General features: G+C 66.7%; 20 protein-coding genes. 5 read left to right on the top strand and 15 right to left on the bottom strand.

Going from position 1 to position 26,508, the window contains the following annotated elements:
• Positions 1 to 84: 84 nt before the first annotated feature.
• Positions 85 to 1,425, top strand: a complete 1,341-nt coding sequence (locus F0U60_RS38635; protein ID WP_395807209.1) for a hypothetical protein — start codon at positions 85 to 87, stop codon at positions 1,423 to 1,425.
• A gap of 75 nt (positions 1,426 to 1,500) precedes the next feature.
• Complete coding sequence (locus F0U60_RS38630) at positions 1,501 to 1,947, top strand: hypothetical protein (RefSeq protein ID WP_395807207.1); 447 nt, start codon at positions 1,501 to 1,503, stop codon at positions 1,945 to 1,947.
• Between the two features lie 10 nt (positions 1,948 to 1,957).
• Here the strand turns inward: F0U60_RS38630 and F0U60_RS38625 are convergent, their stop codons facing one another.
• The 3 genes from F0U60_RS38625 to F0U60_RS38615 all read right to left on the bottom strand — a co-directional run bounded on the left by F0U60_RS38625 (position 1,958) and on the right by F0U60_RS38615 (position 7,511).
• The gene (locus tag F0U60_RS38625; protein ID WP_395807205.1) at positions 1,958 to 3,010 is read right to left on the bottom strand and encodes a hypothetical protein; all 1,053 of its coding nucleotides are present in this window, start codon (positions 3,008 to 3,010) and stop codon (positions 1,958 to 1,960) included.
• Positions 3,011 to 3,022: 12 nt separating this feature from the next.
• The gene (locus tag F0U60_RS38620; protein ID WP_395807203.1) at positions 3,023 to 3,520 is read right to left on the bottom strand and encodes a hypothetical protein; all 498 of its coding nucleotides are present in this window, start codon (positions 3,518 to 3,520) and stop codon (positions 3,023 to 3,025) included.
• 151 nt (positions 3,521 to 3,671) lie between these two features.
• Complete coding sequence (locus F0U60_RS38615) at positions 3,672 to 7,511, bottom strand: serine/threonine-protein kinase PknK (RefSeq protein WP_395807201.1); 3,840 nt, start codon at positions 7,509 to 7,511, stop codon at positions 3,672 to 3,674.
• A 230-nt stretch (positions 7,512 to 7,741) separates the two neighbouring features.
• On the opposite strand from F0U60_RS38615, the gene F0U60_RS38610 reads away from it, so the two are divergent.
• Complete coding sequence (locus F0U60_RS38610) at positions 7,742 to 8,563, top strand: peptidoglycan-binding protein (RefSeq protein ID WP_395807199.1); 822 nt, start codon at positions 7,742 to 7,744, stop codon at positions 8,561 to 8,563.
• A gap of 127 nt (positions 8,564 to 8,690) precedes the next feature.
• Here the strand turns inward: F0U60_RS38610 and F0U60_RS38605 are convergent, their stop codons facing one another.
• Positions 8,691 to 10,268 (bottom strand): ricin-type beta-trefoil lectin domain protein, encoded by a 1,578-nt coding sequence (locus tag F0U60_RS38605; RefSeq protein WP_395807197.1) that lies wholly within the window; start codon positions 10,266 to 10,268, stop codon positions 8,691 to 8,693.
• A gap of 437 nt (positions 10,269 to 10,705) precedes the next feature.
• On the bottom strand, positions 10,706 to 12,157 hold the full coding sequence (locus tag F0U60_RS38600) for a metallophosphoesterase (RefSeq protein WP_395807195.1): 1,452 nt from the start codon (positions 12,155 to 12,157) through the stop codon (positions 10,706 to 10,708).
• A gap of 215 nt (positions 12,158 to 12,372) precedes the next feature.
• On the opposite strand from F0U60_RS38600, the gene F0U60_RS38595 reads away from it, so the two are divergent.
• A complete protein-coding gene (locus F0U60_RS38595; RefSeq protein ID WP_395807193.1) occupies positions 12,373 to 13,830 on the top strand; it encodes an AlkA N-terminal domain-containing protein in 1,458 nt (485 codons plus the stop codon).
• Complete coding sequence (locus tag F0U60_RS38590) at positions 13,827 to 14,330, top strand: methylated-DNA--[protein]-cysteine S-methyltransferase (RefSeq protein WP_395807191.1); 504 nt, start codon at positions 13,827 to 13,829, stop codon at positions 14,328 to 14,330. The genes F0U60_RS38595 and F0U60_RS38590 overlap by 4 nt, the downstream gene beginning before the upstream one ends.
• Positions 14,331 to 14,408: 78 nt before the next feature.
• Here the strand turns inward: F0U60_RS38590 and F0U60_RS38585 are convergent, their stop codons facing one another.
• From F0U60_RS38585 to ilvB, 10 genes are all read right to left on the bottom strand, one after another.
• Positions 14,409 to 15,272 (bottom strand): hypothetical protein, encoded by an 864-nt coding sequence (locus tag F0U60_RS38585; protein WP_395807189.1) that lies wholly within the window; start codon positions 15,270 to 15,272, stop codon positions 14,409 to 14,411.
• A gap of 223 nt (positions 15,273 to 15,495) precedes the next feature.
• A complete protein-coding gene (gene ilvC, locus F0U60_RS38580) occupies positions 15,496 to 16,521 on the bottom strand; it encodes a ketol-acid reductoisomerase (protein ID WP_395807187.1) in 1,026 nt (341 codons plus the stop codon).
• 40 nt (positions 16,522 to 16,561) lie between these two features.
• Positions 16,562 to 18,301, bottom strand: a complete 1,740-nt coding sequence (gene ilvD, locus F0U60_RS38575) for a dihydroxy-acid dehydratase (protein ID WP_395807185.1) — start codon at positions 18,299 to 18,301, stop codon at positions 16,562 to 16,564.
• Positions 18,302 to 18,351: 50 nt separating this feature from the next.
• Positions 18,352 to 19,413 carry a 3-isopropylmalate dehydrogenase gene (gene leuB / locus F0U60_RS38570; protein WP_395807183.1) on the bottom strand — a complete coding sequence of 354 codons (1,062 nt, stop codon included), beginning with the start codon at positions 19,411 to 19,413 and terminating at the stop codon, positions 18,352 to 18,354.
• A complete protein-coding gene (gene leuD, locus F0U60_RS38565) occupies positions 19,410 to 19,985 on the bottom strand; it encodes a 3-isopropylmalate dehydratase small subunit (RefSeq protein WP_395807181.1) in 576 nt (191 codons plus the stop codon). The genes leuB and leuD overlap by 4 nt, the downstream gene beginning before the upstream one ends.
• 5 nt (positions 19,986 to 19,990) lie before the next feature.
• Complete coding sequence (gene leuC, locus F0U60_RS38560) at positions 19,991 to 21,421, bottom strand: 3-isopropylmalate dehydratase large subunit (protein ID WP_395807179.1); 1,431 nt, start codon at positions 21,419 to 21,421, stop codon at positions 19,991 to 19,993.
• Between the two features lies 1 nt (position 21,422).
• Positions 21,423 to 23,003, bottom strand: coding sequence for a 2-isopropylmalate synthase (locus F0U60_RS38555; RefSeq protein ID WP_395807177.1), 1,581 nt, complete (start codon positions 23,001 to 23,003; stop codon positions 21,423 to 21,425).
• A gap of 31 nt (positions 23,004 to 23,034) precedes the next feature.
• On the bottom strand, positions 23,035 to 23,955 hold the full coding sequence (locus F0U60_RS38550; RefSeq protein WP_395807175.1) for a branched-chain amino acid transaminase: 921 nt from the start codon (positions 23,953 to 23,955) through the stop codon (positions 23,035 to 23,037).
• A gap of 58 nt (positions 23,956 to 24,013) precedes the next feature.
• Positions 24,014 to 24,553, bottom strand: a complete 540-nt coding sequence (ilvN, locus tag F0U60_RS38545; protein ID WP_395807173.1) for an acetolactate synthase small subunit — start codon at positions 24,551 to 24,553, stop codon at positions 24,014 to 24,016.
• Between the two features lie 10 nt (positions 24,554 to 24,563).
• The gene (gene ilvB, locus F0U60_RS38540; protein ID WP_395807171.1) at positions 24,564 to 26,390 is read right to left on the bottom strand and encodes a biosynthetic-type acetolactate synthase large subunit; all 1,827 of its coding nucleotides are present in this window, start codon (positions 26,388 to 26,390) and stop codon (positions 24,564 to 24,566) included.
• Positions 26,391 to 26,508: the final 118 nt, after the last annotated feature.

Below are 26,508 nucleotides of genomic sequence, written 5' to 3'. Positions count from 1 at the left end.
CGCGAGTGAAGCAGATCACAGCGGAGCCTGTGGGGGCTCCGTATCATGCGCAGTACGTCTGAGCGGGTGAACCCCCGAGGTCACATGTCGATCCATCAAGGCTCCATCCATGCGGTCATGTCACTGCTCGTCATGAGCCTGCTGTGGGTGTCGATGGCGAGCGAGGCGCGCGACACCACGCCAAAACTCGAGAAGGCTCCGAATGCGTCGGTGGAGACCATCCTCTCCGGGTTCGCCGAGCTACCACCGGACGTCGATGCCTTTCCCAATCAGTCCAACATGGATCTCTACGCGTGGCGTGAGTTCATCGCGTTGAACTGGCCTGCGGCCCCTGGCACTTGCGAGCCGGATAGGAGTCGCACTTTTCTTGATACAAAGGGCCCGAGGGTCTGGGAGACCTGGCTCCAGCCGTCGGACGTATTCGTCCCACCGGGAGAAGCACCGGCCCGGTGGTGCTCTGCGCGCGAGGAGCGCGCCCGCCTGGGAAAGATCCAGCAATCCGTGGGCGGCGTGCTGGTGGACCAGAATGGCCGCTTCGTTCGCTACGAGGTGCGGCTGAACGAGGACGCATACAACTATCTTCTTGCCAACAACCTCTGGAACAAGGCCGGCCAGCGAGAGGCAACCATCAACCTGCCGGCGGGCCCCGACGACAAGTTTTGCAAGGACCAATCCTGCGGTCCGGTGGGAACTGTCGAGGTGAAGGCCGCGTGGAAGGTTCTGGGCCAGGGCGATGACCCGAGCCGTTTCTATACCATCGAGGCGGAAGTCTATAACGATGACCTGGTGCCACCTACGGCCAGTCCCGATCCGAATCCGGTGACGCTTGGACTGGTGGGCCTCCACATCGCCCACAAGACCGCCAGCCAGCGAAGCTGGCTCTGGGCTACCTTCGAGCATGTGGATAACGTCACGAAGTCCTTCAACAACCCGGACTGCCCGGAGACGCCTTCCTACACCCCGAACCCGCCGCGTCCGTGCACCACCCGCTGCTGCGCTCCCAACGCCCCCACCGCCGCCAAGGACCCCGAGACGAAGACCTATGTGGAGCTGGACCCCTTCGGTCAGCCACTTCACCGGCCCACCCAGGTGACGCGACTGCGCGGCCCCTCCAGCCAGCGGCTGAACAAACACTTCAAGGTGCTGTTCGGAAATTCGCCTTGGAGCAACTACGAGCTCATCTCCAATCAGTGGATGGGCATCAATCCGCAGACGCCTACGCCGACCTATCTGGCCAACACCGTGATGGAGACCTTCATCCAGGGGCAGCATCCCGCCAGCGACGGAATCCCTGCCTATCCCGCTCCGGGCTACAATCCATTCTCCACCAGGACCAGCTCCAGTTGTATCAAGTGTCACAGCGTGGCCAAGACCACGAGCGGCAGGTCGGCGGATTTCAGCTTCCTCTTCTCCGGGGCGCAATGACCGTCTGGCTCGCGCCTTCTCCCTCACTCGCGGCATCGCGGTAACAGACCTGTCTCACCAAGGAGATGAACCCGTATGTTTTCCAGAGCCGAGCTCGTTGAGCAACTGGAGTACAGTGGCACTGACGTGACGGAGCTGAAAACGCTGGTTCCCCCGGCCCAGCAGGAAGCCAGCAGCGTCCGGCCCCCCGTCAGTGTCCCCGTCTTCCAGGCGGTCTACTCGAACCAGAAGCTCATGGTGACCTGCCAGGCCGCGCCGTGGAATCCCTCTGACTACTCCATCTCGGCCCTGCTGACGTGGGCCGCGAACCCCGAGACACGCAATGTCTACTGCTCTGGTTACACCATGGCGAGCAACACGGCCTATCCGGCGGGAACGAGCCTTCAGGTCAACACCTATACTCAACTGTTCGACCCCTTGCAGGACGGCGGGTCCGTGACCATCAACTACTTCGGCTTCATCACGGACAAGCAGGGCAGGTCGTATTACTTCGAGGGTTCGAAGACCGTCTCTGTCGGCTAGCCGCGAGGGCTCAGCCCCAGAGAGAGAAACGGCACTCGAAGTAGGGATACGTCTTCACGGTGATGGGCTCGTTGGGCCGGCAGACCAGCTTGAGACCGATGGTTCGGCACAGCTTGCTCGGCCAGCGATCCCCCTCGAGCACCACCCGCTCGCTCCCCGACCACGCCAGGACGGCGTCGCGCTTGCCGGGCGTGCACACGCCTTGCTCCACCATCCGCTGGAGCACCTCGTGCACCCAGCTCACGTTCGTGTCGGCGGGGAGTGGCAGCGACAAGCCGATCGTCGGGGCGATGCCGTCTTCTCCCGCGTCGACGTTGATCTCCACATAGCCCAGGTGGGGGAGCCAGTCCCTCAAGAGCACCTCCACCTGCGAGCGAGGACCAGGCCAGCCAATCCCTTCCAGGTACGTCCCCACCTGCTCCCGGGGCAGACCGATCACCAGCCGTACCGCCTCCGAGCCGCGGCAGTCGAGAGGCGCAACGTGCTCGACTTCCGCTGACTCGGGGAGGAGCTCGAAGCAACGCGAGACGGTGTGCCGGACGGCGGGGAGGACCTGCCTACCCCGGAGAACCTCCAGGGCGTGCCAGGCGAGCTCTCGTGAGGACTCCACCTGCTGGCGGTGCGAGCCCCGGCGGGCGGACGGGCCGCTCGAGAGATCCTCTTGGATGCAGACGAAGGGGAAGGGCCGGGGTACCTCGGAAATGGGCCCGACCACGTCGTACTCGAGCCAGAAGATGGGGACCCGAGACAGCGGCGACCGCGCCGAGAGCCACTCCCGGGAGAAGGCTCGCACGCCGTCCCAGAGTGAGCCGGGTAGTCGCTCCCGGGTGCACTCGAGCCCCTCGGCCAGCGCCTTCGGTCCTCCGTCGCTCCGCATGCAGCAGACCATGAAGTCCACCCGCGAGGCGCCCTCTTCCAGGCGGCATTCCAGCGCGAGCCCACCCGAGATCATGGGCAACATCCGGGCTATCGCCGAGACGTGTGCCAGCGCCTCCCCCGAGAACAGCTCGGTGGAGTGCGCCTGTCCCAGGCGGCTCAGCAGATGATCGATATGGACGATCATGGGGTCTCGCGTTCAGGTGATGGTGAACGCATCCGGCATGAGCCCGTACCACCCATCCGGATTGGACACCGTGACCGAGTACCTGCCCGGCCGTGCACCGGCAGGAATGTTCAAGCTCGCGGTCAGCACCGAGTTCCGTGCTTCTGGATTGGTCACGCTGGTCGTCATCGCAAGGTAGTTCACCTGATCTATCTGCAACGTCGCGAACGCCCCGGAGGCGAAGTAGTCCCCCGTGATCTTCAGGGTGACGTTCGCGCCGGGCGCACCCACCTGCGGATTGACCGCGGTGACGGTGACCCCGCCCTTGAGCCACACCGCTGCGAACAACTCGGTGTTCTGGAGCTCGTTCCCGATGAGCTCAAGCACCTTTCCACGATCTCCACTGACCATGGCGGCCCGCTGCTCCGCGGTCAACCCTGCCTGCTCCATGGTGGCGTCATGGTTGTTGGTGAATTTCCGCTGCAGCTCCGGATCCCGCAGCAGGTCCGCGATGAATTGTAACAGCATCATGAACGCCCCTCCGTGTCCCAGAGTCCGGCTGGCGACTCCGCGGCCACTCCTGACTGTTTCGTGTGCAGCGTGCTCGACGGGGCGGAGATGCTATCAAATCGTACCTGGCGATACAGGATGATCCGACAGCGCTGCCGGAGCGCGGCAGCGCCTACCGTGAGAGACTGGGAGCCAGCATGGCCGCCCACTGTCGGGGACGCTTGATGCCTTCTTTCTCGAGCTCGGCCGAGGCGGTCAGCACCAGCGCTCTGCCTTCATCCCCTCCCACCAGCTCGCCCTTCCACAAGAGGGCGCAGGCCTCGTGGGTGGACATACCGGCGGACCGGTAGCCCTCGATGGCCGCCGACAGCAGGGCGAGCGTCTCGTCAGTCTGGCCGCGCTGGTGTGCAACCCCCGCCCGGAGCAGGCGAGCCAGGGGCTGGGCATCCCGGCGCATCTCACGCTCCAACATGGCCGCGTCCTTCTCCACTCGGGTGAGCAGTTCCCGCTTCCGGCCGGGTTCCTCCGCGGCCAATCCCAGCGCGCTCTGGGCGCGGAGGGCGTGGAAGTCCATTCGGCTGATCTGCGCGCGCATCATGTGGCCCTTCTCCAGGGCGGGCCAGAGCTCCTCGAGCCGCTTCCAGGTGTCCCCGGGCCGACCCCGGTACAGGTCCACCTGGCACTCCCTCAGGCTGGTATAGCCTTGCTGGATGGCCCCCAGCCGGGACCAGCCGGCCATGGCCTCGTAAATGCGCTGGAGGGCGGCCTCGGGCTCGTCGTGCGCGAGCAGGCAGTGAGAGATGAAGAAGGAAGCCATCACGCTGGAGTACGAGTCACCGAGCTCGGCGGCCACCCGATGCCACTCCGCTGCGCGCTGGGACAGCTCTGCCATCCGGCGCTGCAGATCGAGGAGCTGGCATTCCAGCAGGCGCCCGACGTTGGTCTCCCAGATCACGTCCACTCCGTGCTGCCGGAGCAGGCGCATCCCGGTGTCCACGTGCGCCATCCCGCCGCCCCAATCACCCAGGACGAGCGAGTGCGCGGCTTGATAAACCTCGGCGAAGCCAATCAGCGCCGGGTGCTGTAATTGCCGGGCGAGCGCCGCCCCCTGCTCCAGATACCGGACGCCCTTGCGCACCGAGTCCGGTTTCCCCTCCCATATCTGGATGGGCCCGAAGGCGATGAGCGACCGGGCGATCCGGGAGGGCTCCCCCGAATCGAGCGCCAACCGCAGACTTTGGAGCTGGAAGCCGGCGGCACGGATCCAGTCCACGCTCGCCAGCGCCTTGCCGAGCGACCAGCCCAGGTCGATTCGCAGGACCTGCTCGGGGGAGAGTGCCCCCCGACTCTTGCCGGGCTCCATGCCCCGCACCTGCAAGCGGAGCAGCTGCCACATCAGATGCGCCAGGGCGCCCGCCGAGCTCTTCCCATACGTGAGGGGTACCTGGGAGAGCATCGGCTGCAGGAGCGACTGTCCTTCATCGATCCGGCCGCTCAGCATGTAGTTCTCGATGGCGCGGCGCTGCAGCTCCAGCATCTCCCGGGGCTCGCCACCCGTTTGGGCCAACTCCAGGAAGAGCACCGCGGCCTCGGCGCCCCGGCCCGCGTTGGCCAGCGCCTCGGCACGGTGCAGCTTCAGCGAGCGCAGCGTTCCAAGCTCCGGAGCGGGTGAGCCTCCGCTCCACTCGATGGCGGACCCGAAGAGCTCCGCCGCATGGTTGAAGGCAAGTGCCTGATTGGCCCGCTCCGCGGCTCGGAATGCGTGGAGGGCCGCGCTGCGAAGATTCCCCGCCCCGTGGTGGTGTATGGCCAACAGCTCCGGATCCGAACCGGGCCGGGTTTCGAGTGCATGGGCGAGCCGACCATGATGGGCGGCGAGCTTGGAGGCCTCCAACTGCCCCACCACGCCCTCGCGGATTCGGTCGTGAGAGAGCTCCAGGATGGCGCGTTCCCCGCTCCGAATGCGCAGCAGGTTGTGCGCGCGCAGCAGCACGACGGTGGAGAGGAGGGCGTGCTGGCTCTCGGCTGCATCGAAGAGCAGATCCTGGCCGGTGGGTCTGCCGGCCACCGCGAGGAGCTCCAGCAGGTGGCGTGCCTCGTCCGGAAGTTGGCGGACGCGGCGGCCAAGGACCTCGCGGAGCGAGCTGCCCTCGGGGGAGTCGGCAAGGGAGGTGGGTGTGCGGGACAGCTCCTCGATGAAGAGCGGGTTGCCTCGGGACTCCGCGGCGATCTTCTCGGCCTTCTGGCGGGCCTCAGGTGAAGACGCGCCCAGGTGGTGCATCGCGAGCCGCACGGCGGTGTCCGGGGAGAGTGCTCCCACCTCGAGCTCATACCGGGCCATCTTCCAGGTGGCGCCCCCCAGCAGCCGCTCGAGCTCGAGCAGGAAGGGGCTGCGCTTCTCCTCTCCAGCGCGATAGCTGGCCACGAGCAGCAGCGGGGGCGCGTCGTTGGAGAGCAGCTCGGCCAGGAATCGCGCGCTGTCCACGTCGCCCCACTGCAGATCATCCAGGCAGAGCACCACGGAGGTGCGCTGGGAGATGTGGCGGAGCAGCTCCCGGAGCGCGGCCACCGCCTGTTGGCGGCCCTGGAGCTGGGACGAGGGCTCGGCGGGCCGCAGGGTATTGGGCAGGAGCTCCTCGTTCAACCGCAGAACGGGAAACAGGCGCGTGAGGCTCTGGAGCTCGGGGGTGATGAGCTCGCGGGCCTGGGAGCGCGGGAGCAGGAGCAGATAACGCCCCAGGGCATCCATGAGGCTGTCCAGCGCCTTGTATGGAACGGACTCGCGCTCGTAGCAGCGCCCCAGCAGGGCGGCCACGCCGCGCGAATAGAGCGAGTCCACGAAGGAGCGGAGCAGGGTGCTCTTACCCATGCCGGGCTCGCCGCGCAGGTTCACCAGGGTGAGGGTGCCCGCACTGCTGCGCTGCAATGCCTGCGTCAACACCCCGAGCTCCTGCTCGCGCCCGACGAGCACCTGGGCAGGCCCCATGGGGACGATGCTCCCCTGCCGGAGGAACTCGCCGCGACCCGGGGCGACACAGGCCATGAGGTCCTCGTAGCCGGCTCGCTGGCGCGGGTCCGGATGGAGCAGGCGCAGGCAGAGCGCTGCCAGCTCCGTGGGGATTCCCTCCACCAGGCTGGAGGGATCTATCGGCCCCTGTCTCTGCTGGGCGAGGCGGGCGTCCGACGGACCGTTGAACGGCCGCCTGCCGACGAGCACCTCGAAGAGCATGACCCCCACGCTGTACCAGTCGCTGGCCGCGGAGGTCTGCTCCCCCGCCCACTGCTCCGGTGCCATGTACGGCGGGGAGCCAGCGAACTCATCCGGGGTGGCCTCCGAGGGCACCGGCAGCAGCTCCTTGGCGAGCCCGAAGTCGAGCACCACGACGCGGCCAGACGGCGTGATGATGACGTTGGAGGGTTTGAGATCCCGGTGGACGATTCCCGCGGTGTGCAGCGCCTGGACTCCCTGGGCGAGGTGGAAGAAGGCAGAGCGCAGGCGCTCCAGATTGCCCGAGAAGGCACGGAGCGCCTGCTCCTTGTTCCTGAAGGAAAAAGCCTCCGTCGACTTGTCCGAGGGGTAGTAGGTGGTGGTCTCGGAATCCGCCTCGACCTTGCGCATGGTGACCGTGGGCTCGTCTGGCGCGAGCGAGCTCGTCTCCGCCGGGACCGGGTACTTGTCGGTGCTGGGTCCGGAGAGACCGGTGCCACGGACGTAGTCACCGAAGTGACTGCCCTCGACGTACTCCATGGTGAAGAACCACTGCTCGCCCTCCGAGTGGAGCTCGTACAGGGTGACCAGGTTGGGATGCGCCCTGTCCGCGAGCAGGCGGAACTCCTGCTTGAAGCGGTACAGCACGGAGGGCCGAAGCTCATTGAGGAGCTTGAGCGCCACCACGGTGTTGTAGTGCTTGTCGAACACCTCGTAGACGGAGCCGAAAGCCCCCGAGCCGAGAGGGCGACGGACCTGGAAGCGGGAATTGCCGTCGAACGCCACCTTCGCCGTGTTTCGCAACTTGGGTTCCTCCTTGGACGACAGGGAAGGGAGGACTGCGGTGCGGGAATCCCCTGGGCAGCAAGGAGCGAAAGCCTAGCAAGCTATCGTGCGGACCGCAGCCCCGCTGGCCATGGCGGGACATCATGACACCTTCTTAGCCCTGGGAAGGAGGGTCCGCCTGTCTGGGAGTTACAGGCCTTCACAAAACGTCTGGTACCGCCGCACCTTGAGGCAGATGGAGGTTTCCGATGCCAACGCCTACCGAGATCGATACGAGCTTCCTTCAACTCACATCCCTGGGCCTGCCCCGCGTGCTGCACAAGGGCTCGCGTGGCCCGCTGGTCACGGAGCTGCAACGCAGGCTGATCGCCGCCGGCTTCAATCCCGGCCCGACGGATGGCTTCTTCGGCGCGCAGACGGAGGACGCGGTGCAGTCCTTCCAACGGGGCCGGGGAATGAACGTGGACGGCATCGTGGATTCCGACACCTGGCACGAGCTCGGAGTCCACTTCCAGTCTCCGGAGCGGGAAGCGCCCGAAGGCCCGGGCCTCTCCGTGGAGCAGCTGCGGACCCTCATGCCCAACTGCTCGGAGATGCGAGCCACCGAGCTGCTGCCGCATCTCAACAAGGCGATGACCGAGGCGGACATCACGACGCCCCAGCGTCAGGCGGCCTTCCTCGCCCAGCTCGCCTTCGTGAGTGGCCAGCTCAACCTCCTCGAGGAGCCGGATTCAGGCGAGCAGTACGAGGGCCGGGAAGACCTGGGGAACGTGCAGCCTGGAGACGGCCCTCGCTACAAGGGCCGCGGTCCTCTCCTGCTCACGGGCCGGGCGAATTACCGTGCCGCCGGCAAGGCGCTGGGGATCGACTTGGAGAACAACCCCGAGCTCGCCGCGAACCCCGAGGTGGGTTTCCGCGTGGCGTGCTGGTACTGGACCAGCCGTGACCTCAACGCCGTGGCGGATCAGGGGGACTTCCAGGAAATCACCCGCCGCTACATCGGGCGCGACTCCGTGCTGCCAAGGCACATGGTCTTCTATCAGCGCGCGCTGACCATGCTCGCCCATTAGACGCCGGCTGCGCAGCGGCCATCCTACGAGCCCCCTCTGGCCCTTGGGCTCCCGTGGCGACCAGGCGGGGCTCTAGATGCCGTTGAAGCCTGGCCGCGCGGTGAATCCGGTAGCCAACAGGGTGGGGTTAGCGGAAATCCCACTTCTGGTTCGAGGTGCCGGTGCAGGTGTAGATGCTCAGCTTGGCGCCGTCGTTGGCGTTGAACCCCTCGATGTCCACGCACTTGTCGGCGAGGTAGCTGACCAGGTCACCCGCGGGGCTCAGCGTGAAGTCCTGGGCGCGGTTGCCATTGCAGTAGGCGAGCTGGATGCGGGTGCCGTTGGCCGTCGAGGCCCCAGCCACGTCCATGCACAAGCCACCAATCTTCAGCCGGGCGCCGTCCCAGGTGAACCTCTGGGCGTTGGTGTTATTGCAGGTCCACATCTGAAGCTGGACGCCATCGGCGAAGTTGGCATTGGGTACATCGATGCACTTGCCGTTCATCCGCGAGACGAACGACCCGGTGCTGCCGCCGCCGCCGCTCGTGACGAGCGAGAGGCCATAGGCGTTGAGGATGGGGTTGACGGGCTGGAAGAACGTCCGGGGAGGGTTGCCGTTGGCGCAGCCGCCCGCGATGCCCGAGGTCACGCCCTGCGCCTGGTTGCCGGAGAGGACCGCGCCACCCGAGTCACCGGGGTCGGCGCACGCGTCGGTCGTGGACAGGCCATAGACGGGGCCAGCGGAGTAGTTGACGGTGACGTTCGTGGCCAGGAGCGTTCCGCACCGCCAGCCGGTCGTGTTACCGGAGCGGCAGATGGACGCGCCGATGCTGGCCGGGTTGGAGCCCTGAACCAGGACGTTGCCGTTGTTGTGGTTGTACACCCAGGGCTGCGGCGTCCACGAGGAGTTGGTTGCCACCCACGCCCAGTCATTGCCGGGCCAGACCGACGCCCGGACGGTGCCCATGGCCTGCCAGTTGTGGCCGAGGGTGGGGATGCCCGCACCGCCACAGTGTCCCGCGGTGACGAAGCCGCCGCGCACGGAGAAGCCGACCGAGCAGGCGGAATAGGAGCCACCGGCACCGGTGCCGGTGAAGTAGACCTCGCCGCCGCGCACGTCGTATGCCGGGCGCGGGGCCTGGGCGGAGTGCTCCACGCGGAGCGCCCCGTCCTTCGCGCCGCTGCTCAGGGCGGCAAACGACTGGGCGCGCGAGGCCATCAGGCTCGTGTTGTTCTCGGCCAGCACCACCACGCTGTTGGAGGCGACGTCCACGTACCAGGCGTAGACCGAGTCGGGCGCGTTGTGGGCGTTGCGGTTCAGCTCCTCCATGATCTGATCCAGCCGCGCCTTGCTGTGCTTGACGAGCCGGGGCTCGGCTCCGGCTCGGCGAACGCGCGCGGCGCTGGCCTCATCGGTGACGCCGACGATGAGCTGGGTGCCCTCCTCGTTCAACCAGGCTCCGCCGAAGCTGTCGCCCAGCTGCTCACGCAGGCCCCGCTCCAGGGAGGGCGCCTTCGCCTCGAAGTTCAGCCGGCGCATCAACTGCTCCTCGGTGCCCTTCAGGTCTCGGCGCATTGCGTTAAGCATGTCCGGCGACACTTCTGGTGCGGTCACGCTCTTGCCGGCGGAAGCGGCCTCGGCGGTGGTCGGCAGGCCGTTCAGGGTGGCGATACTGGCGAACAACGCCGTCACGGTGGAGAGCGCGTTGAGCTTTGTATTCTTCATGTTTGTATTTCCCTGCGGGCGAAGCCGCCTCGACCGCGCCGCTTGAGTGGCGCTCGGTGAGGGGCAAGACTGCAGTGGATTATGGAACAACAATCTCGAAGCTAGCAAGCAAAACGTGCGAATCATGGAATCTTGAGAAGGCCTGGATTCCAGAAAGCGTCGGCTGGATGCCATCGGAAGGCGCGGTCGATTTATTTAACCCGAAAAAAGGCAAACCTTCCTCTAGTCCTTCGGGAGCAGTGCGCCGGGATGTTTCAACGAGGCCAGAGGAGCCAGATGGGGCTGACACCGCCTGAAGGCAATCGCATGCACACTCGAGCACGGAGGAACCGAGACGCTAGCGTTCAAGCTCAGCGATGACAGCTGCTCGCCCGCGACGCGGGCCTGTGACGCGCGGCCCGGGGCCGGACTCGCTGCTTCCGGCCCCGGCTACTGCCCTAGCGGACCCAGGAGACGTTGCTGATGGTGAACTTCGAGCCGTCCTGCTTCTCCGCGTTCGTGTAGGGCGAGTACACGCGCGTGGAGAAGGTGTTCGCGGCGGTGTCGATCTCGATCAGCCGCGTCGGGTTCGTCGTCGAGTCATGGTAGGTCGTCAGGATCTGGTAGAGCTTGTTGCCCTGGGTGCCGGTGGCCTCGCGATAGGCCGAGGTGCCCACGTGGCCGGAGAAGATGAACCGCACGTTGGGGTACAGCTTGAGCGCGTTGTCGAACACGTACTGGGGGCTGTTGTTGCCATAGCCCCCGTTGCTCTGCTCGATGCTGCCGCTGCTTGTCTGGTGCGAGTGGGTGATGACGATGACATTGTGGTTGGGGTGCTGGGCCAGCACCGTCTTTGCCCAGTTGACCGCGCCCGTGCGGGCCCACAACTCCAGGTTGAGCACGAGCCAGTTCAGGCCACCCGCCGTGAACGTGTGATAGGCGTTGTCGCTCTTCCCCGTCTCGTACACGCCAGCGAGCGCCTTGAACCGCGTCGTCGGGAAGTACGTGTTGAACGTGGTGGTGTTGCGCAGGTTGGTGTTCACGTTACCGGGGCAGGCACCGCCGCCCGTGCAGGTGGCCGCCGTGTCATGATTTCCAATGGCGAGCGCGAAGGGCATTCCGGCGGTTTCCAGCCGCTTGAGCGCATTGCTGGCGCGCTCGTACTGGATGTGGTCGGGCGTGTCCCAGTTCATCAGGTCGCCGGTCTGCACCACGAAGCGGATGTCGAGTGCGGACTTGTTGTCGGCGAGCCACTGCATGCGGTGGTCGATGAGGGTCGAGTTGTTGACGACCTCGTTCTGCGTGTCCGGGATGACGACCAGGGTGAACTTCGTGTCGACGGGCTGGGTGGAGGAAGGCGCGGCGTAGAGCTTGATGCCCTCGTCGACCCACCCGGCGGCGCTCAGGCTGTTGCGCTCGGCCTCGGTGGTGGCGAAGCGGTGCTTCTTGAGCGTCGTGTGGGAGTAGCGGTACACGGGGACGAGGCACGGAGCCGCCGTCTTCGAGGCGTAGAAGCCGATGCCCTCGTCGGTGGTGAAGCCTCCCGTGCTCACGAGGTTCTGCTTCTCCGTCGCGTCGATGGTCCAGAAGTGCTCGCCCCGGCTCGGGCTGTAGATGCGGTAGACGGGGGACAGCCCCGTCCCCGTGGCGCGGGTGGCGTGGAAGGCCACGCCGCGGTCATCGGTGTAGCCGTAGGTGGTATTGGCGTTGGCCGCCTCGTTCGCGTTGGTCGTGTAGAGGCTGTCACCCGTCGTCGGCCGGATGCGGTGATACACGGGGGCGCTCAGGGCGGCGCAGTCCAGCGCGGACTCGACGGAGTCGAGCTCGGGCGCCTCGGCCGGGATGCCTTCGCCACAGGCGGAAAGCGCGCCTGCCAAGGCCAGGGATGTGACGAATCTGAGAGTCCTCAAGGGTGTCTCCTTCTAAGGGGGGTTATGAGGAAGAGGGGCTGGCTCGGCCGCCATCTCAAAAAAGTGGGGCTGGATGCTCCCGGCATCCCACCCAGCCAGGCCTCGTGCGGCCGATGTGGGTGGCGGAGGTGGGCGGGCGTCCGTGACCCGATTTTCGCGGTCAGGTCCGAAAACGGCCAGACAGGGGCGGGCCACCACGCTACGAAAGCCCCGTGATGAACACGCTGGAAGCCGAAACCTGTTACCGAGCCCTGTCCGCGCGAGACCGGCGCTTCGACGGACTCTTCTTCGTCGGAGTGTCGACGACGGGCATCTACTGCCGGCCGGTGTGCACGGCGAGGACGCCCCGTCAGGAGCGGTGCGCCTTCTACCGGACGGCCGCAGAGGCCGAAGGGGCGGGGTTCCGCGCGTGCCTCCTGTGCCGCCCCGAGCTGGCTCCGGGCAGTGCGCCGGTGGACTCCGTGCCCAGGCTCGTCGCAGCCGCGGTCTCTCGCATCGAGGGGGGATTCCTCAACGAGTCCTCAATCGATGAGCTTGCATCGGAGCTGGGCGTCACCAGCCGGCACTTGCGCCGGGCGATGGAGACCGAGCTCGGCGTCTCACCTGTGGAGTTGGCCCAATCGAGGCGGCTCGCGCTGGCCAAGCAGCTCCTGCAGGACACGTCGCTTCCGCTGGCAGAGATTGCCTTCGCCAGTGGCTTCCAGAGCGTCCGGCGCTTCAACGCGCTCTTCCAGTCGCGCTTCGGCAGGCCACCCTCGGAATTGCGGCGCAGGGGGAGCGAGGGGGAGGGCGCACGCTCGCTCGTCCTCCGGCTGGACTACCGCCCGCCGCTCGACTGGGAGCAGATCCTACGATTCCTGCGTGGACGGGCCATTCCGGGGGTCGAGCACGTGGGGGACTCCGACTACCGGCGCACGGTGCGCCTGGGTGGAAGGACAGGCTGGCTCGTCGTCCGGCACGATCCCAAGCGCCCGGCGCTGCTGGCCGAGGTCTCGCTCTCGCTGGCGGGCGTGCTGATGCAGGTGGCCTCGCGGTTGCGTGCGCTGTTCGACCTCGACGCGCAGCCGGAGGTCATCGCGGAGTGTCTCGGGCGCGACGAGCTTCTCGGGAAGTGGGTGCGGGTCCACCCGGGCCTGCGTGTGCTGGGGGCCTTTGATCCCTTCGAGATGACGGTGCGTGCCATCCTCGGACAGCAGGTGTCTGTCCGGGCAGCGACCACGCTGAGCGGGAGGCTCGTCGCGCGCTTGGGCGAGCCCGTCGACAGTCCGCATGCGGAGTGCTCACGGCTCTTCCCCCTGCCGGAGACGCTGGCGGCGGCGACGGAGGGCGACATCGCGACGCTGGGAATGCCCGGTGCGCGCGCGAGGAGCCTCCTGGCGGTGGCGCGGGCTGTCGCGGAAGGCTCCGTGCGGTTGGATCGGCACGCCGACGTCGACAAGACGATGGCGGGACTCGAGGCGCTGCCGGGCATCGGGGCCTGGACGGCGCACTATGTCGCGATGCGGGCCCTGCGCTGGCCCGATGCCTTCCCCGCGAGCGATCTCGGTATTCGCAAGGCGCTCGGGGGGGTCACGGCGAAGGCTGCCGCCGAGCGTGCCGAGGCTTGGCGGCCCTGGCGCTCCTACGCGGCGATACACCTCTGGACTTCTCTCTCCGAAGGAGCAGGCGGATGACGCTGTACACCACGACGATGAAGAGCCCCGTGGGCCCCCTCCGGCTCTACGCCACGGAAGGAGCGCTCACGGCCATTTATATGGAGAACCACAAGGGAGCGCCGGTGCTCGTCGCGAGTGAGCGGGAGGACCACCCGGTACTCGAGGCCGCGCGACGCCAGTTGGAGGAGTACTTCGCGGGCGAGCGCATGTCCTTCGATGTTCCGCTCGATCCGGTCGGGACGCCCTTTCAGAAGAGCGTCTGGGCGTTGCTCCGGGAGATTCCGTTGGGCGTCACTCGGTCTTACGGAGAGCTTGCACGCTGCCTCGGAAGGGCGAGCGCGGCGCGAGCCGTGGGGGCCGCGAATGGGAGGAACCCCATCTCCATCATCGTCCCGTGCCATCGGGTCGTGGGCACGGACGGGAAGCTCACCGGGTACGCGGGGGGCGTGCCCACCAAGCAGTGGCTGCTCGAACACGAGCAGCGGATGCAGGCCCGGCCTCGGGTCGCAGGTGGGTGAGGGGAGGGCGGAAAAGCGAAGGGCCCGGAACCGATGCGCGGCTCCGAGCCCTTTGGCTTCAACTCCGAGCGCTCTGGCTCAGATGTTCCAGCGGATCATGCCCTGGAGCACGTTCTCCGTCTTGTTCTGGATGAGGTAGCGGTTGAAGGCGATCTGGTACTCGGCGCCGATGAGCAGCTTGTCCGGGGTGAAGGTAATGGTCTTGCCGAGGTCCCACAGGAGCTGGGGCTGAGCGAGGAAGAAGCGGTTGCCCTTCTGCAGGGGATCCCGCCGGTGCACGCCCTCACCGAAGAGGCCGAGCTGGAAGAAGCCGAGGAACTTGAAGTCCTGGCTGCCCAGCGAGAAGGACTTCTGCCAGGCGGCGCCCACCTGGAAGTCCACGCCGCGGAACATGTAGTCGTCGCGGACCACCGTGGTGGCCGTCACGAAGTCCATGCCCGGCACGGCGAGGTCCCACTGGATGCCGTAGTAGCTCAGCATGCCGAACTTGGCGACGTGCTCCGCCTCGTACTTGAAGGAGATGTTGGTGAGCGGACCCCAGTCCAGCTGCCGCTGCAGGAGCCGCTCGCTGAAGTACTTGCCCGACAGCGTCAGCGTGATGCCGCCGAAGAAGCCGCCCTTCTCGTTGAGGGTTGCCACGTCGGCGATGGCGCTGTTGAAGGGGCCGGTGATGTCGTAATAGAGGAACATCGTCCCGAACTCCCACGCCTGGAAGGCCTTGATGCTCAGCGTGGTACGGGAGCCCCCACCGTTGAAGTCCTTGTTGAAGCAGTCGACGGAGCCCCGGTAACGGCCGATGGCTCCGTTGTCATGGGCGATGTTGCTCTCGTCGCCCGTCCAGCAGGGGGCGTGCAGGAGTTCGAACCACACTCCGGCGGAGGCGTTGGACGACGACAGCAGGACGGCGAGAACGGCGACGAGGAACAGCGGCTTACGCGTCATGGGGGCTCCCCTCTGGTGCGTGCGCGTTCTCGATTGTCGGACAGCCGTCAGTCAAGTCCGGACTGTCACCCTCTCTTGACCAGGGGTGACCCCAGCCTGGGACGGCACGTGGATTCAGTGAAATCGCGAGTGAATCCGGGTACTTCGCCGTGCACAAGAAGAAGACGGGCGAGAGGTGGGCCGTGGCCCGGTGCCGCAACCCCTCCCGCTCCGTCGGCGTTTCTCAGCGCGAGGAGGGATCGCTCGAATCCTTCTTCGTCTCACGAATCCAAGACATCATCTCGCGAAGACGGCGGCCCACATCCTCGATGGGATGCTGCCGGCCCTGCTCGCGCAGCTTGTCGAACACCGGACGACCCGCCTGGTTCTCGAGGATCCACTCGCGCGCGAAGACGCCTGTCTGGATTTCCTTGAGGACCTTTCGCATCTCCGCGCGCACCGACTCGTTGATGAGGCGCGGTCCGCGCGTGTAGTCACCGTACTCGGCGGTGTCGCTGATGGAGTGGCGCATCCAGCCCATGCCGCCCTCGTACATGAGGTCCACGATGAGCTTGAGCTCATGCAAGCACTCGAAGTAGGCGCTCTCCGGCTGGTAACCCGCTTCCACCAGCGTGTCGAAGCCGGCCTGGACGAGCGCGGTGACACCCCCGCAGAGCACCGCCTGCTCACCGAAGAGGTCGGTCTCGGTCTCTTCCTTGAATGTGGTTTCCAGCAGGCCGGCTCGTGTCGTGCCCAGGGCTCGCGCGTAGGACATACCAAGCGCCTTGGCCTTGCCGGTGGCGTCCTGGTGCACCGCGATGAGCGCGGGAGTCCCCTTGCCCTCCTGGTAGAGGCGGCGCACCAGGTGCCCGGGTGACTTCGGGGCGATGAGCAGCACATCCACGTCCTCTGGCGGGCGGATCTGCCCGTAGTGGATGTTGAAGCCGTGGGCGAAGAACAAGGCTTTGCCCCGGGTGAGGTGGGGCGCGATGTCCGCGTCGTAGATCTGCTTCTGGGTCTGATCCGGGGCCAGGATCATGATGAGGTCGGCCCACTGGGCTGCCTCGGCCACGGAGGCCACCTTGAGGCCCGCTGCTTCGGCCTTGGCGCGCGAGCGGCTGGCCGCATGCAGCCCCACCCGCACCTCCACGCCGGACTCCTTGAGGTTGAGGGCGTGAGCGTGTCCCTGGCTGCCATAGCCGATGATCGCGACCTTGCGGGCGTGAATGGGCTCGAGGGAGGCATCCTTGTCGTAATAGATGGTGGTCATTCGTGCGGTCCTTGAGTGGGTGGGGTGGGGTGGGGCGGTACTAGGGAACTGCGGCCACCTTCCGCCGCTCGGCGGAGGGTGCCTGGGAGGTGGTCTCAGGTTGAGGGGGTCGCGTCATCGCGCCTTCGGAGGCCGAGGACACGAGGGCGGCGTACTTCGCGAAGACTCCCGAGGTGTAGCGGGGCGGAGGAGGGCGGAAGCCTCGCAGGCGCTCGGCGAGCTGCTCCGCGGTGAGGTCCACGGACAGCTGCCGGGCTTCGACGTCGATGGTGATGATGTCGCCGTCACGAACCGCCGCGAGCGGGCCGCCCACGGCTGCCTCGGGGGCTACGTGGCCCACCATCAGGCCGCGGGTGGCTCCGCTGAAGCGCCCATCGGTGAGGAGTGCCACGGAGTCGCCCAGGCCCTGGCCCACGAGCGCCGCGGTGACTCCCAACATCTCGCGCATGCCCGGGCCGCCGCGCGGTCCCTCGTAGCGGATGACCACCACAGCACCGGGCTGGATGCGGCGCTCCTTCACCGCCGCGAAGGCGTCTTCCTCGCGGTCAAAAACCCAGGCGGGTCCCCGGTGGTGGCTGCGCTCATGCCCCGACATCTTCACCACACAGCCTTCCGGGGCGAGGTTGCCATGCAGGATGACCAATCCGCCCGTGGAGCGGATGGGCTCGCTCAGGGGTCGGATGACTCGCTGTCCTGCCGGCTCGGAGGCGCTGACCGAGTACTCGGCCCAGGTGCGTCCCTCGATGGTACGGGCGCTCCCGTCCATGAAGCCGCCTGCGATCAACCGCTGGGCCAGCAGCGGCACACCTCCGGCACGGTCCATGTCCACCGCGGTGAAACGGCCGCCCGGCTTGAGATCTGCGAGGAGTGACGTGCGCCGGCTCACCTCGTCGAAGTCCTTCAGGGCGAGCGGCACGCCCATCTCCCCCGCCAGTGCGAGCAGGTGCAGTACCGCGTTGGTCGAGCCTCCTGTGGCCGCCACTGCCGCGATGGCATTGTCGAACGAGGAGCGCGTCACGACGTCTCGAGGACGCGCATCACGCTGGAGCACGTCCATGATGAGCTGGCCCGCGGCGACGCTCGCCGCGTCCTTGCGTGCATCCTCCGCGGGAATGGTGGCGTACCCCACCGGCGCAAGTCCGAGCATCTCGATGGCCAGTGCCATGGTGTTGGCGGTGTACTGACCGCCACAGGCACCAGCTCCCGGGCACGCGACGTTCTCGATCTCCGCGAGCGCCTCGCGCGACATCTTCCCGGCAGCCACCGCACCCACGGCCTCGAACATGTCCTGCACGGTGACGTCTTTGCCCTGGTAGCAACCGGGGGCGATGGAGCCGCCGTAGAGGATGAGCGAGGGGAGGTTCAGACGGAGCACCGCCATGGCAGCGGCGGGAATGGTCTTGTCGCAGCCCACCAGCGTCACCACGGCGTCGAACATGTGGCCGCGGCACATCAGCTCGATGGAGTCTGCGATGACCTCACGGCTCACCAACGAGGCCCGCATGCCCTCGGTGCCCATGGTCACCCCATCACTCACCGAGATGGTGTTGAACTCCATGGGTGTTCCGCCCGCGGCCCGGATGCCCTCCTTCACCTTCTCCGCAAGGCGGCGGAGGTGGAAGTTGCAGGGCATTGTCTCGGTCCAGGTGTTGGCCACGCCAATAAGGGGCTTGGAGAGATCCTCGTCGGTGAAGCCAATGGCCTTCAGCATGGCGCGTGCGGGCGCACGCTCGAATCCTTCGGTAATGGCGCGGCTGTTGTGGCGTGTGTCTCGAGGCATGAGGGCTCCTGAAAAGCCGTGAAGGAGAAGGGCGGCACGAACGCTCGTGCTCACTCACCAAGCCGGTCGATCACGGACCCGCCCACTTCCCGGGTTCCCGCGGGACGCGTGCTCGGGGCCGAGAGATCGGCGGTGAGGACACCGGCATCGAGGGAGGAAGCCACCGCGGCCTCCACCGCACGTGCCTCCTGCTCAAGCCCGAGCGAGTGGCGTAGCAGCATGGCCACGCTCAGCAGCGTCCCGTAGGGGTTGGCGACCCCGCGGCCGGCGATGTCTGGGGCGGAGCCGTGAATGGGCTCGTACAGCCCGCGTCGGTTCGCACCCAGCGAGGCCGAGGGCAGCATGCCGATAGAGCCCGAGAGCATGGCCGCCTCGTCCGTGAGGATGTCGCCAAACATGTTCTCGGTGACGATGACGTCGAAGTCGGCAGGACGTTTGATCAGATGCATGGCACAGGCGTCCACCAGCATGTGTTTCAGCTCAATGTCTGGGAATTCCTCGCTGACGATCCGCTCCGTCACGGAGCGCCACAGCCGCGAGGTCTCCAGCACGTTGGCCTTGTCCACGGAGGTGAGCCGCTTGCGGCGGGCCCGCGCCAGGACAGCGGCGGCGCGAACCACCCGCACCACTTCGTCCACCGTGTAGACGCAGGCATCGAAAGCCCGGTCCTCCTCGCGGCGCTTTTCGCCGAAGTAGATTCCACCGGTGAGCTCACGCACCACCAACAGGTCCACTCCGCGCAGCACCTCGGGCTTGAGCGTGGAGGTGTCGTAGAGCGAGGGAACGGGCGTGACGGGTCGCAGGTTGGCGAAGAGGCCCAGTTCCTTGCGCAGTGCGAGCAGCCCCTGTTCCGGGCGCACCTTCGCTGGTGGGTCCCACTTGGGTCCTCCCACGGCGCCCAGCAGCACCGCGTCCGCCCGCTGGCAGAGGGCGAGCGTCTCCGGAGGCAGCGGCGAGCCCGTGAGGTCGATGGCCGCTCCTCCCATGGGCGCTTCCACCAGCTCGAAGGAGTGGCTGAAGCGCTCGGCCACCGCCTTCAGCAGGCGCGTTCCCTGCTCCACCACCTCGGGGCCGATGCCGTCTCCCGGAAGAACCGCGATGAGTGCCTTCATGACCGGGCCTCCTCGAAGCGGGCGATGGCCTCTTCTTGGCTGAGCAGGAAGCCCAGCTCGTCCACCCCGTTCATCAGGCAGTAGCGGGCGAAGGGATCCAGGGGGAACGTCGCCTCCGTTCCATCCGCGAGCCGCACTGTGCGGTGCTCCAGATCAATGGTCACCTTCGAGCCCGGCTCGGCCAGCAGCCGGCGGTGGAATTCGGCGTCCACCCGCACCGGCAGCAGACCGTTCTTGATCGCGTTGTTCGAGAAGATGTCTGCGATGGAGGAGCTGATGACGGCGCGGAAGCCCCAGTCCACCAGGGCCCATGGAGCGTGTTCGCGCGAGGAGCCGCAGCCGAAGTTGTCTCCCGCCACCAGCACCTGGGCACCTCGGGCCTCCGGCTGCTCGAGGATGAAGTCCGGGCGGGGGCTGCCGTCAGGCTGGTAACGCCAGTCGGAGAAGAGCCAACGGCCCAGGCCCTCGCGGTGGGTGATCTTGAGGAAGCGGGCGGGGATGATCTGATCGGTGTCGATGTTCTGCTGCGCCAGGACGACGGTGTGCGAGCGCAGTGTGCGGATCGGTTCCATGGGATTCACCTCAAGAGCTCGCGGGGATCGGTGACCTTGCCGGTGATGGCGGCGGCGGCGGCGGTGAGGGGACTGGCCAGGAAGGTGCGGCTTCCCTTGCCCTGTCGTCCCTCGAAGTTGCGATTGCTGGTGCTCACCACGTACTGACCGGGCCTGGCCTGGTCCCCATTCATGGCGATGCACATCGAGCAGCCGGGCTCCCGCCATTCCGCGCCCGCTTGGCGGAAGATGTCGTGCAGCCCCTCGGACTCCGCGGCCCGTTTGACTTCCTGGGAGCCTGGCACCACGAGCGCACGGACGCGAGAGTCCACCTTGCGGCCACGGAAGACATGGGCCGCGGCGCGCAGGTCCGACAGCCGCGAATTGGTGCAACTGCCGATGAACACCACGTCGATGGGCTGGCCCAGCAGGCGCTGTCCCGGTGTCAGCCCCATGTAGCGCAGCGCACGCTCCAGTGAGTCGCGGGCGCTTGCATCCGTCAACTGGTGGGGGGCGGGCACGGTGCCGGTGACCGGAATCCCCATACCGGGATGGGTGCCGTACGTGAGCATCGGCTCGAGCGTGTTGGCATTCAGCGTCACCACCGCGTCGTAGGTGGCGTCCGGGTCCGAGGGCAGCGTGCGCCAGTGCGCCACCGCCCTGTCCCAGGCCTCTCCCTGGGGAGCGCGCGGGCGGCGGGCGAGGTACTCGAACGTCGTGTCGTCCGGGGCGATGAGGCCCGCGCGCGCACCGGCCTCGATGGACATGTTGCACACCGTCATCCGCTCCTCCATGGAGAGGCCGCGGATGGCGCTTCCGGTGTACTCGATGACGTGGCCCGTTCCACCGCCCACGCCCATCTGGGCAATGATGCCCAGGATGATGTCCTTGGCGCTCACGCCAGGGCGGAGGCGACCCTCCACACGGACCTCCATCGTCTTCGGTCGGCGCTGCAGCAGGCACTGGGTGGCCAGCACGTGCCCCACCTCGCTGGTGCCGATGCCGAAGGCCAGCGCGCCGAAGGCGCCGTGGGTGCTGGTGTGGCTATCGCCGCACACGATGGTGGAGCCTGGCAGGGTCAGACCGAACTCGGGCCCGATGACGTGGACGATGCCCTGGCGCTCGGAGCCCAGTGCATGCAACTCCACGCCGAACTCGCGGCAATTGGCCTCCAGTTGCGAGAGCTGCGCCGCCGCCTCCGCGTCCGCCATGGGGAAGTGGCCCCGTACGTCCCGTGGGAGGGTCGGGGTGGAGTGATCCATGGTGGCGAGGGTTCGCTCTGGCCGCCGCACGCGCAGGCCCCGCTCGCGCAGCTGGCTGAAGGCCTGGGGCGAGGTCACCTCGTGCACGAGGTGGAGATCCACGTAGAGGATCGCAGGGAGCTCGGCTGTCTCCGGCTGGACGAGGTGGGACTCCCAGATCTTCTGGAACAGGTTCCGTGGCCTTGGAGTGTTCATGTCACGCGCTCACTTCCATGGAGGGGACGTCGTGGCTGGAGATGGGGAGAGGGCTCGTGGTGTTGGCCGCCCGGTTGAGGGCGTCGAGCAAGGCGCGGGCGCTCGCGACGATGATGTCGGTGCTCACGGCCCGGCCACGGAACCGGCGGGTGCCTGCTTCCACCTCCAGGTCAACGTGTCCCTGGGCATCCTCGCCGTCGGTGACGCTCGTGACCTGGTAGCGGCACAGGCGGACCTGCTGGCCGGTGATGCGCTCAACGGCCTTGAAGACTGCGTCCACGGGCCCATCTCCGCACGCGGCGTCTCGGACCCGACGGCCATCGGAGTGCTCCAGGCAGACGGTGGCTGAGGGGACGGTCCCCACACCGGAGACGCAGCTGAGCGTCTCCAGCTTCCAAGTCGATTGCTCCCGAGGGCTGATGTGCCCCTGGATGAGCGCCTCCAAATCCGCGTCGAAGACCTCCTTTTTGCGATCCGCCAGCCGCTTGAACTCCTCGAACAGCTTGTCGATCTGCGGGCCGTCCAGCTGATAGCCGAGCTCCTTGACCCGCTGGCGCAGCACATGGCGGCCACTGTGCTTGCCCAGCACCAGGCTGTTGCCGGTGAAGCCCACGTCCTCGGCACGCATGATTTCGTAGGTGCCTCGGTGCATCAGCACACCGTGCTGATGGATGCCCGCCTCGTGGGCAAAGGCGTTCTGTCCCACCACCGCCTTGTTCCGTTGCACCTGCAGGCCCGTCACGTTGGAGAGCAGCCGGCTGGTGGGGTAGAGGCGCTCGGTGCGGATGCCGGTCTGCACGCCGAAGAAGTCATGGCGCGTGCGCAGGGCCATCACCACCTCCTCCAGGGCGCAATTGCCCGCCCGCTCACCGATGCCATTGATGGTGCACTCCACCTGCCGCGCGCCTTCCACCACCGCGGCCAGACTGTTGGCCACCGCCAGCCCGAGGTCGTTGTGGCAGTGGACGCTCAACACGACGCGCTCGATGCCGCGCACGTGGCGCCGGAGGTAGGCGATGAGGGAGGCGTACTGGGCCGGCATCGCGTAGCCCACTGTGTCCGGGATGTTGACCGTGGTGGCGCCTGCCTCGATGACACGCTCCACCACCTCGGCGAGGAACTCGGGCTCGGTGCGCACCGCGTCTTCGGCGGAGAACTGCACGTCCTCAAAGCGCTCGCGCGCGTAGCGCACGGCCTCCACGGCGCGCCGGAGGACCTCCTCCTGGCTCAGTTTCAATTTGAACTCGCGGTGGAGGGGACTGGTGGCGAGGAAGACGTGGAGGCGACGGCGCCTGGCCGCGCGAAGGGCCTCCCAGGTCCGGTCGATGTCCTCTCTGTTCGCGCGAGCCAGGGCGCACAGCGTGGGTCCCTCCACCTGGCCGGCCACAGTGGCCACTGCCTCGAAGTCCCCTTGTGAAGCAACCGGGAAGCCGAGCTCAAGGATGTCCACCCCCAGGTCTCGAAGCGCGAGCGCCACCTGGAGCTTCTGCGCCACGTTCATGCTGGCGCCGGGCGACTGCTCGCCGTCGCGCAGGGTGGTGTCGAAGATGACGACGCGATCCTTTGTGCTCTCCGTGCTCATCCGTTTGCCTCTTGTCCTTTCCTGGAAATGGCTACTTGTTGGGTACGTAGGTCAGCCACTCTGCGGCGCGCGGCAACTCGCCCCGGACGGCTGCGTGGTAGGCCTGCTGAATCTTCTGGGTGATGGGGCCGGTGCGACCGTTTCCGATGGTGCGGAAGTCGATCTCCCGCAGGCCGATGACCTCAGCGGCCGTCCCGGTGACGAAGACCTCGTCGGCCGTGTAGAGCTGGTCACGTGAGATGGGCTGGGCGCTGACTTCCAGGCCCATCTCTCGGGCCAGGATCATCACCGTGTCCCGCGTGATGCCCTCGAGGATCTGCCCTTCGGGAGGCGTCATCACCCGGTTGCCCCGGACGATGAAGATGTTCTCACCGGTGCACTCGGCCACCATGCCCTGCGTGTCCAGCATGATCGCCTCGTCGAACCCCAGGCGGACCGACTCCGTTTTGGCGAGCACCGAGTTGGGATAATTCCCCGCGACCTTCGACTTGGTCATCACCACGTTGGGGTGGTGACGGGTGAACGAGGAGACATTGGCGCGCACGCCCTTCTCGGCGGCCTGCGCGCCGAGGTAGGCATTCCAGGGCCACACGGCGATGCCGACGTGGGCCTGGCCACTGTCGATGTTGAGGTTCCACCCGCCGCTGCCGAGGTAGATGAGCGGGCGGATGTAGCATTCCTCATGGCCATTGGCCCGGACCGTCTCGATGCTGGCCTCGATGAGTTGCCCCACGGAGAAGGGCAGCTCGCGCCAGCCCAGGATTGCCGCGGACCTGTGGAGCCGCTCGATGTGCTCGCGGAGGCGGAAGATGGCGGGGCCCTTCGCCGTGCGGTAGCTGCGGATGCCCTCGAACACCGCCATGCCGTAGTGCGTGGCGGGAGTGAGGAAGTTCATCTGCGCCTCGCCCGCGGCCATCAGCTTCCCGTTCATCCAGATGTACTTACAGTCCATGCGTGTTGCCTCTCTTCGTGATGCGAAGGGTTCTTGTTGTTCCGGCGCCAGGGCCTGCTCACGCGGCTTGCTCTGGGGGCTCCGGCTCCAGCACGCTGGCGAGGGGAGACTGAGAGCCTCTCGCCATCGCAACGGCACCGGTACGCACCAACTCGATGATTCCGGAGGGGCGCAGCACCTCGATGAGCCCGTCAATCTTGTCAGGCGTTCCGGTGAGCTCCACCACCAGCGACGAGGGCGTCACGTCGATGGCGCGGGCGCGGAACACCTCACAGACCTGCAGAATCTGTGGGCGGGTCTGCTCACTGGCTTGCACCTTGATGAGGGCCAGCTCGCGAACTGCCGGTCCTTGATGTGTGACATCCTCCACGTAGAGGACGTTGATGAGCTTGTAGAGATTGGCTTCCAGCAGACGCGCCTCGCGGTCATCCACGACCACCACCAGGGTGATGCGCGAGATGGCGGGGCGCTCGGTGCGTGCTACCGTGAGCGAGTCGATGTTGTAAGCGCGGCGCCGGAAGAGCGAGATGACACGGTTGAGGACGCCGGGGCGATCTTCGACGTGAACGATGAAGGTCCGTTGAAGGGATGTGCTCATGGCGTTTTCCTCAGACGGCCCCGCTGCTCCATGAAGAGATGGCGCAGGACTCGCTTTCGTCCTGGGGACGGCGGATCATCTCGTCGAGGTTCGCGCCCGATGGAACCATGGGGTAGACGCTGTCCTCCTGCTCCACCCTGAAGTCGATGACGGTGGTGCACGGGCTGGCCCGCGCCTGTGCCACTGCCTCCGGAATCTCCTCTCGCCGGGTGACGCGCAGGCCGGTCAAGCCGTGCGCTTCGGCGAGCTTCACGAAGTCCGGGTTCCGCAGGGGGGTGGCGGTGTAGCGGTTCTCATAGAAGAACTGCTGCAACTGACGCACCATGCCGAGATAGCCATTGTTGATGATGGCCACGTGGAGCTTGATGCCTTCCTGGGCACAGGTCGACAGCTCGGCCGCCGACATCTGAAAGCCGCCGTCGCCCACCACCACCCAGACCTCCTCGCCCGGCTTGGCGAGGTGTGCGCCCATCGCGGCTGGCAAGGCGAAGCCCATGGTCCCCAGCCCACCGGAGGTGATGAGCTGGCGTGGGCGGTCGTGCCGGTAGTACTGCGCCTCCCACATCTGATGCTGGCCCACGTCGGTGACCATGAGGGCCTTGCCCTGGGTCAGCCACCACAGGTCATGAATGACGTGAGCCGCGTGGAGCCTGCCTTGGTGCGGCATATACTGGATGTCTCGCTCCGCCGAGTTGCCCTTGAGGGTATTGATGTGCTTCACCCAGGGGGTGCAGGTGCGCTGCTTGATGCGCGGGAGCAGGTCCGTGAGCGTTCGGCGCAAGTCCCCCGCCAGCGCGACGTCCACCTGGACGTTCTTGTTGATCTCAGAGGGGTCAATCTCGATGTGAATCTTTCGCGCCTTGCGTGCATACGTCTTCAGGTTGCCGGTGACGCGGTCGTCGAAGCGCATGCCCAGGGCAATCAGGAGGTCGGACTCCTGGATGGCGGTGTTGACCCAGGCCTCTCCGTGCATGCCCATCATCCCGAGGCTGAGCGGATGGGTCGCCGGAAAGCCGCCCAGGCCGAGCAGCGTGCTGGCCACGGGAATGCCCGTCTTCTCCACCAACTCCATCAGCAGCGAGGAGGCCTCGGCTTTGAGGACACCGTGACCGGCGAAGATGAGCGGCCGCTCGGCCGCGGCGATGAGCTCGGCGGCGCGCTCCAGGTCCTCCGCCGACGGGTGATGCCCGGGGCGATAGCCGGGCAGCCGCACGGCCCGCGGCTGTGACTCCACGGCGGCGGAGGCCTGCTGTGCATCCTTGGTGATGTCCACAAGCACGGGCCCGGGACGGCCCGAGCGCGCGATGAAGAAGGCCTCCCGGAGGGTGGGCGCGATGTCCTCTGCCCGAGTCACCAGGTAGTTGTGCTTGGTGATGGGAAGGGTGACGCCCGTGATGTCGAGTTCCTGGAAGGCGTCACTGCCCAGCAGAGAGGAGGGGACCTGGCCGGTGATGCAGACGATGGGAGAGGAGTCCAACATCGCCGTGGCAATGCCCGTCACCAGGTTGGTGGCCCCTGGACCTGACGTGGCCAAGCACACGCCCACCTTTCCCGAGGCTCTCGCGTAACCATCCGCCATGTGGGCCGCCGCCTGCTCATGGCGCACGAGGACGTGGCGGATCGCGCTCTGATGCAAGGCATTGTAGATGGGCATGATGGCCCCACCCGGGTAGCCAAAGACGACGTCGACCCCTTCGCTGGTGAGGACGTCCCAGACAATCTCGGCTCCTGTGCGTTTCGTCGTGCTCTGGGGGGGTTTGGGAGCGGAGTCGCTCGAGGACTCGCCGCGCCCCGTGGGGATCTGCTCTATCTTGGGACTCGTGCCAGCTTTCGTCATTGCGCCTCCACTGCGAACCACGAGGGATTGAGGACGCCGAAAAACGAAAAGCCCTGCCACCGGTTTCGGGGGCAGGGCTTCTCGCTCAGGCCTGGATGCTCTCCAGTCTCAGAACGGT

The organism is Archangium minus, from assembly GCF_044360475.1.
Taxonomy (GTDB): Bacteria; Myxococcota; Myxococcia; order Myxococcales; family Myxococcaceae; genus Archangium; species Archangium minus.
This window is presented reverse-complemented; position numbering and strand designations above follow the sequence as displayed.

Excerpts from the sequence above, each read along its gene's own strand:
- F0U60_RS38635 (WP_395807209.1), top strand. The coding sequence starts at position 85 with ATGTCGATCCATCAAGGCTCCATCCATGCGGTCATGTCACTGCTCGTC.
- F0U60_RS38630 (WP_395807207.1), top strand. The coding sequence starts at position 1,501 with ATGTTTTCCAGAGCCGAGCTCGTTGAGCAACTGGAGTACAGTGGCACT.
- F0U60_RS38625 (WP_395807205.1), bottom strand. The coding sequence starts at position 3,010 with ATGATCGTCCATATCGATCATCTGCTGAGCCGCCTGGGACAGGCGCAC.
- F0U60_RS38620 (WP_395807203.1), bottom strand. The coding sequence starts at position 3,520 with ATGATGCTGTTACAATTCATCGCGGACCTGCTGCGGGATCCGGAGCTG.
- F0U60_RS38610 (WP_395807199.1), top strand. The coding sequence starts at position 7,742 with ATGCCAACGCCTACCGAGATCGATACGAGCTTCCTTCAACTCACATCC.
- F0U60_RS38605 (WP_395807197.1), bottom strand. The coding sequence starts at position 10,268 with ATGAAGAATACAAAGCTCAACGCGCTCTCCACCGTGACGGCGTTGTTC.
- F0U60_RS38595 (WP_395807193.1), top strand. The coding sequence starts at position 12,373 with ATGAACACGCTGGAAGCCGAAACCTGTTACCGAGCCCTGTCCGCGCGA.
- F0U60_RS38590 (WP_395807191.1), top strand. The coding sequence starts at position 13,827 with ATGACGCTGTACACCACGACGATGAAGAGCCCCGTGGGCCCCCTCCGG.
- F0U60_RS38585 (WP_395807189.1), bottom strand. The coding sequence starts at position 15,272 with ATGACGCGTAAGCCGCTGTTCCTCGTCGCCGTTCTCGCCGTCCTGCTG.
- ilvC (WP_395807187.1), bottom strand. The coding sequence starts at position 16,521 with ATGACCACCATCTATTACGACAAGGATGCCTCCCTCGAGCCCATTCAC.
- ilvD (WP_395807185.1), bottom strand. The coding sequence starts at position 18,301 with ATGCCTCGAGACACACGCCACAACAGCCGCGCCATTACCGAAGGATTC.
- leuB (WP_395807183.1), bottom strand. The coding sequence starts at position 19,413 with ATGAAGGCACTCATCGCGGTTCTTCCGGGAGACGGCATCGGCCCCGAG.
- leuD (WP_395807181.1), bottom strand. The coding sequence starts at position 19,985 with ATGGAACCGATCCGCACACTGCGCTCGCACACCGTCGTCCTGGCGCAG.
- leuC (WP_395807179.1), bottom strand. The coding sequence starts at position 21,421 with ATGAACACTCCAAGGCCACGGAACCTGTTCCAGAAGATCTGGGAGTCC.
- F0U60_RS38555 (WP_395807177.1), bottom strand. The coding sequence starts at position 23,003 with ATGAGCACGGAGAGCACAAAGGATCGCGTCGTCATCTTCGACACCACC.
- F0U60_RS38550 (WP_395807175.1), bottom strand. The coding sequence starts at position 23,955 with ATGGACTGTAAGTACATCTGGATGAACGGGAAGCTGATGGCCGCGGGC.
- ilvN (WP_395807173.1), bottom strand. The coding sequence starts at position 24,553 with ATGAGCACATCCCTTCAACGGACCTTCATCGTTCACGTCGAAGATCGC.
- ilvB (WP_395807171.1), bottom strand. The coding sequence starts at position 26,390 with ATGACGAAAGCTGGCACGAGTCCCAAGATAGAGCAGATCCCCACGGGG.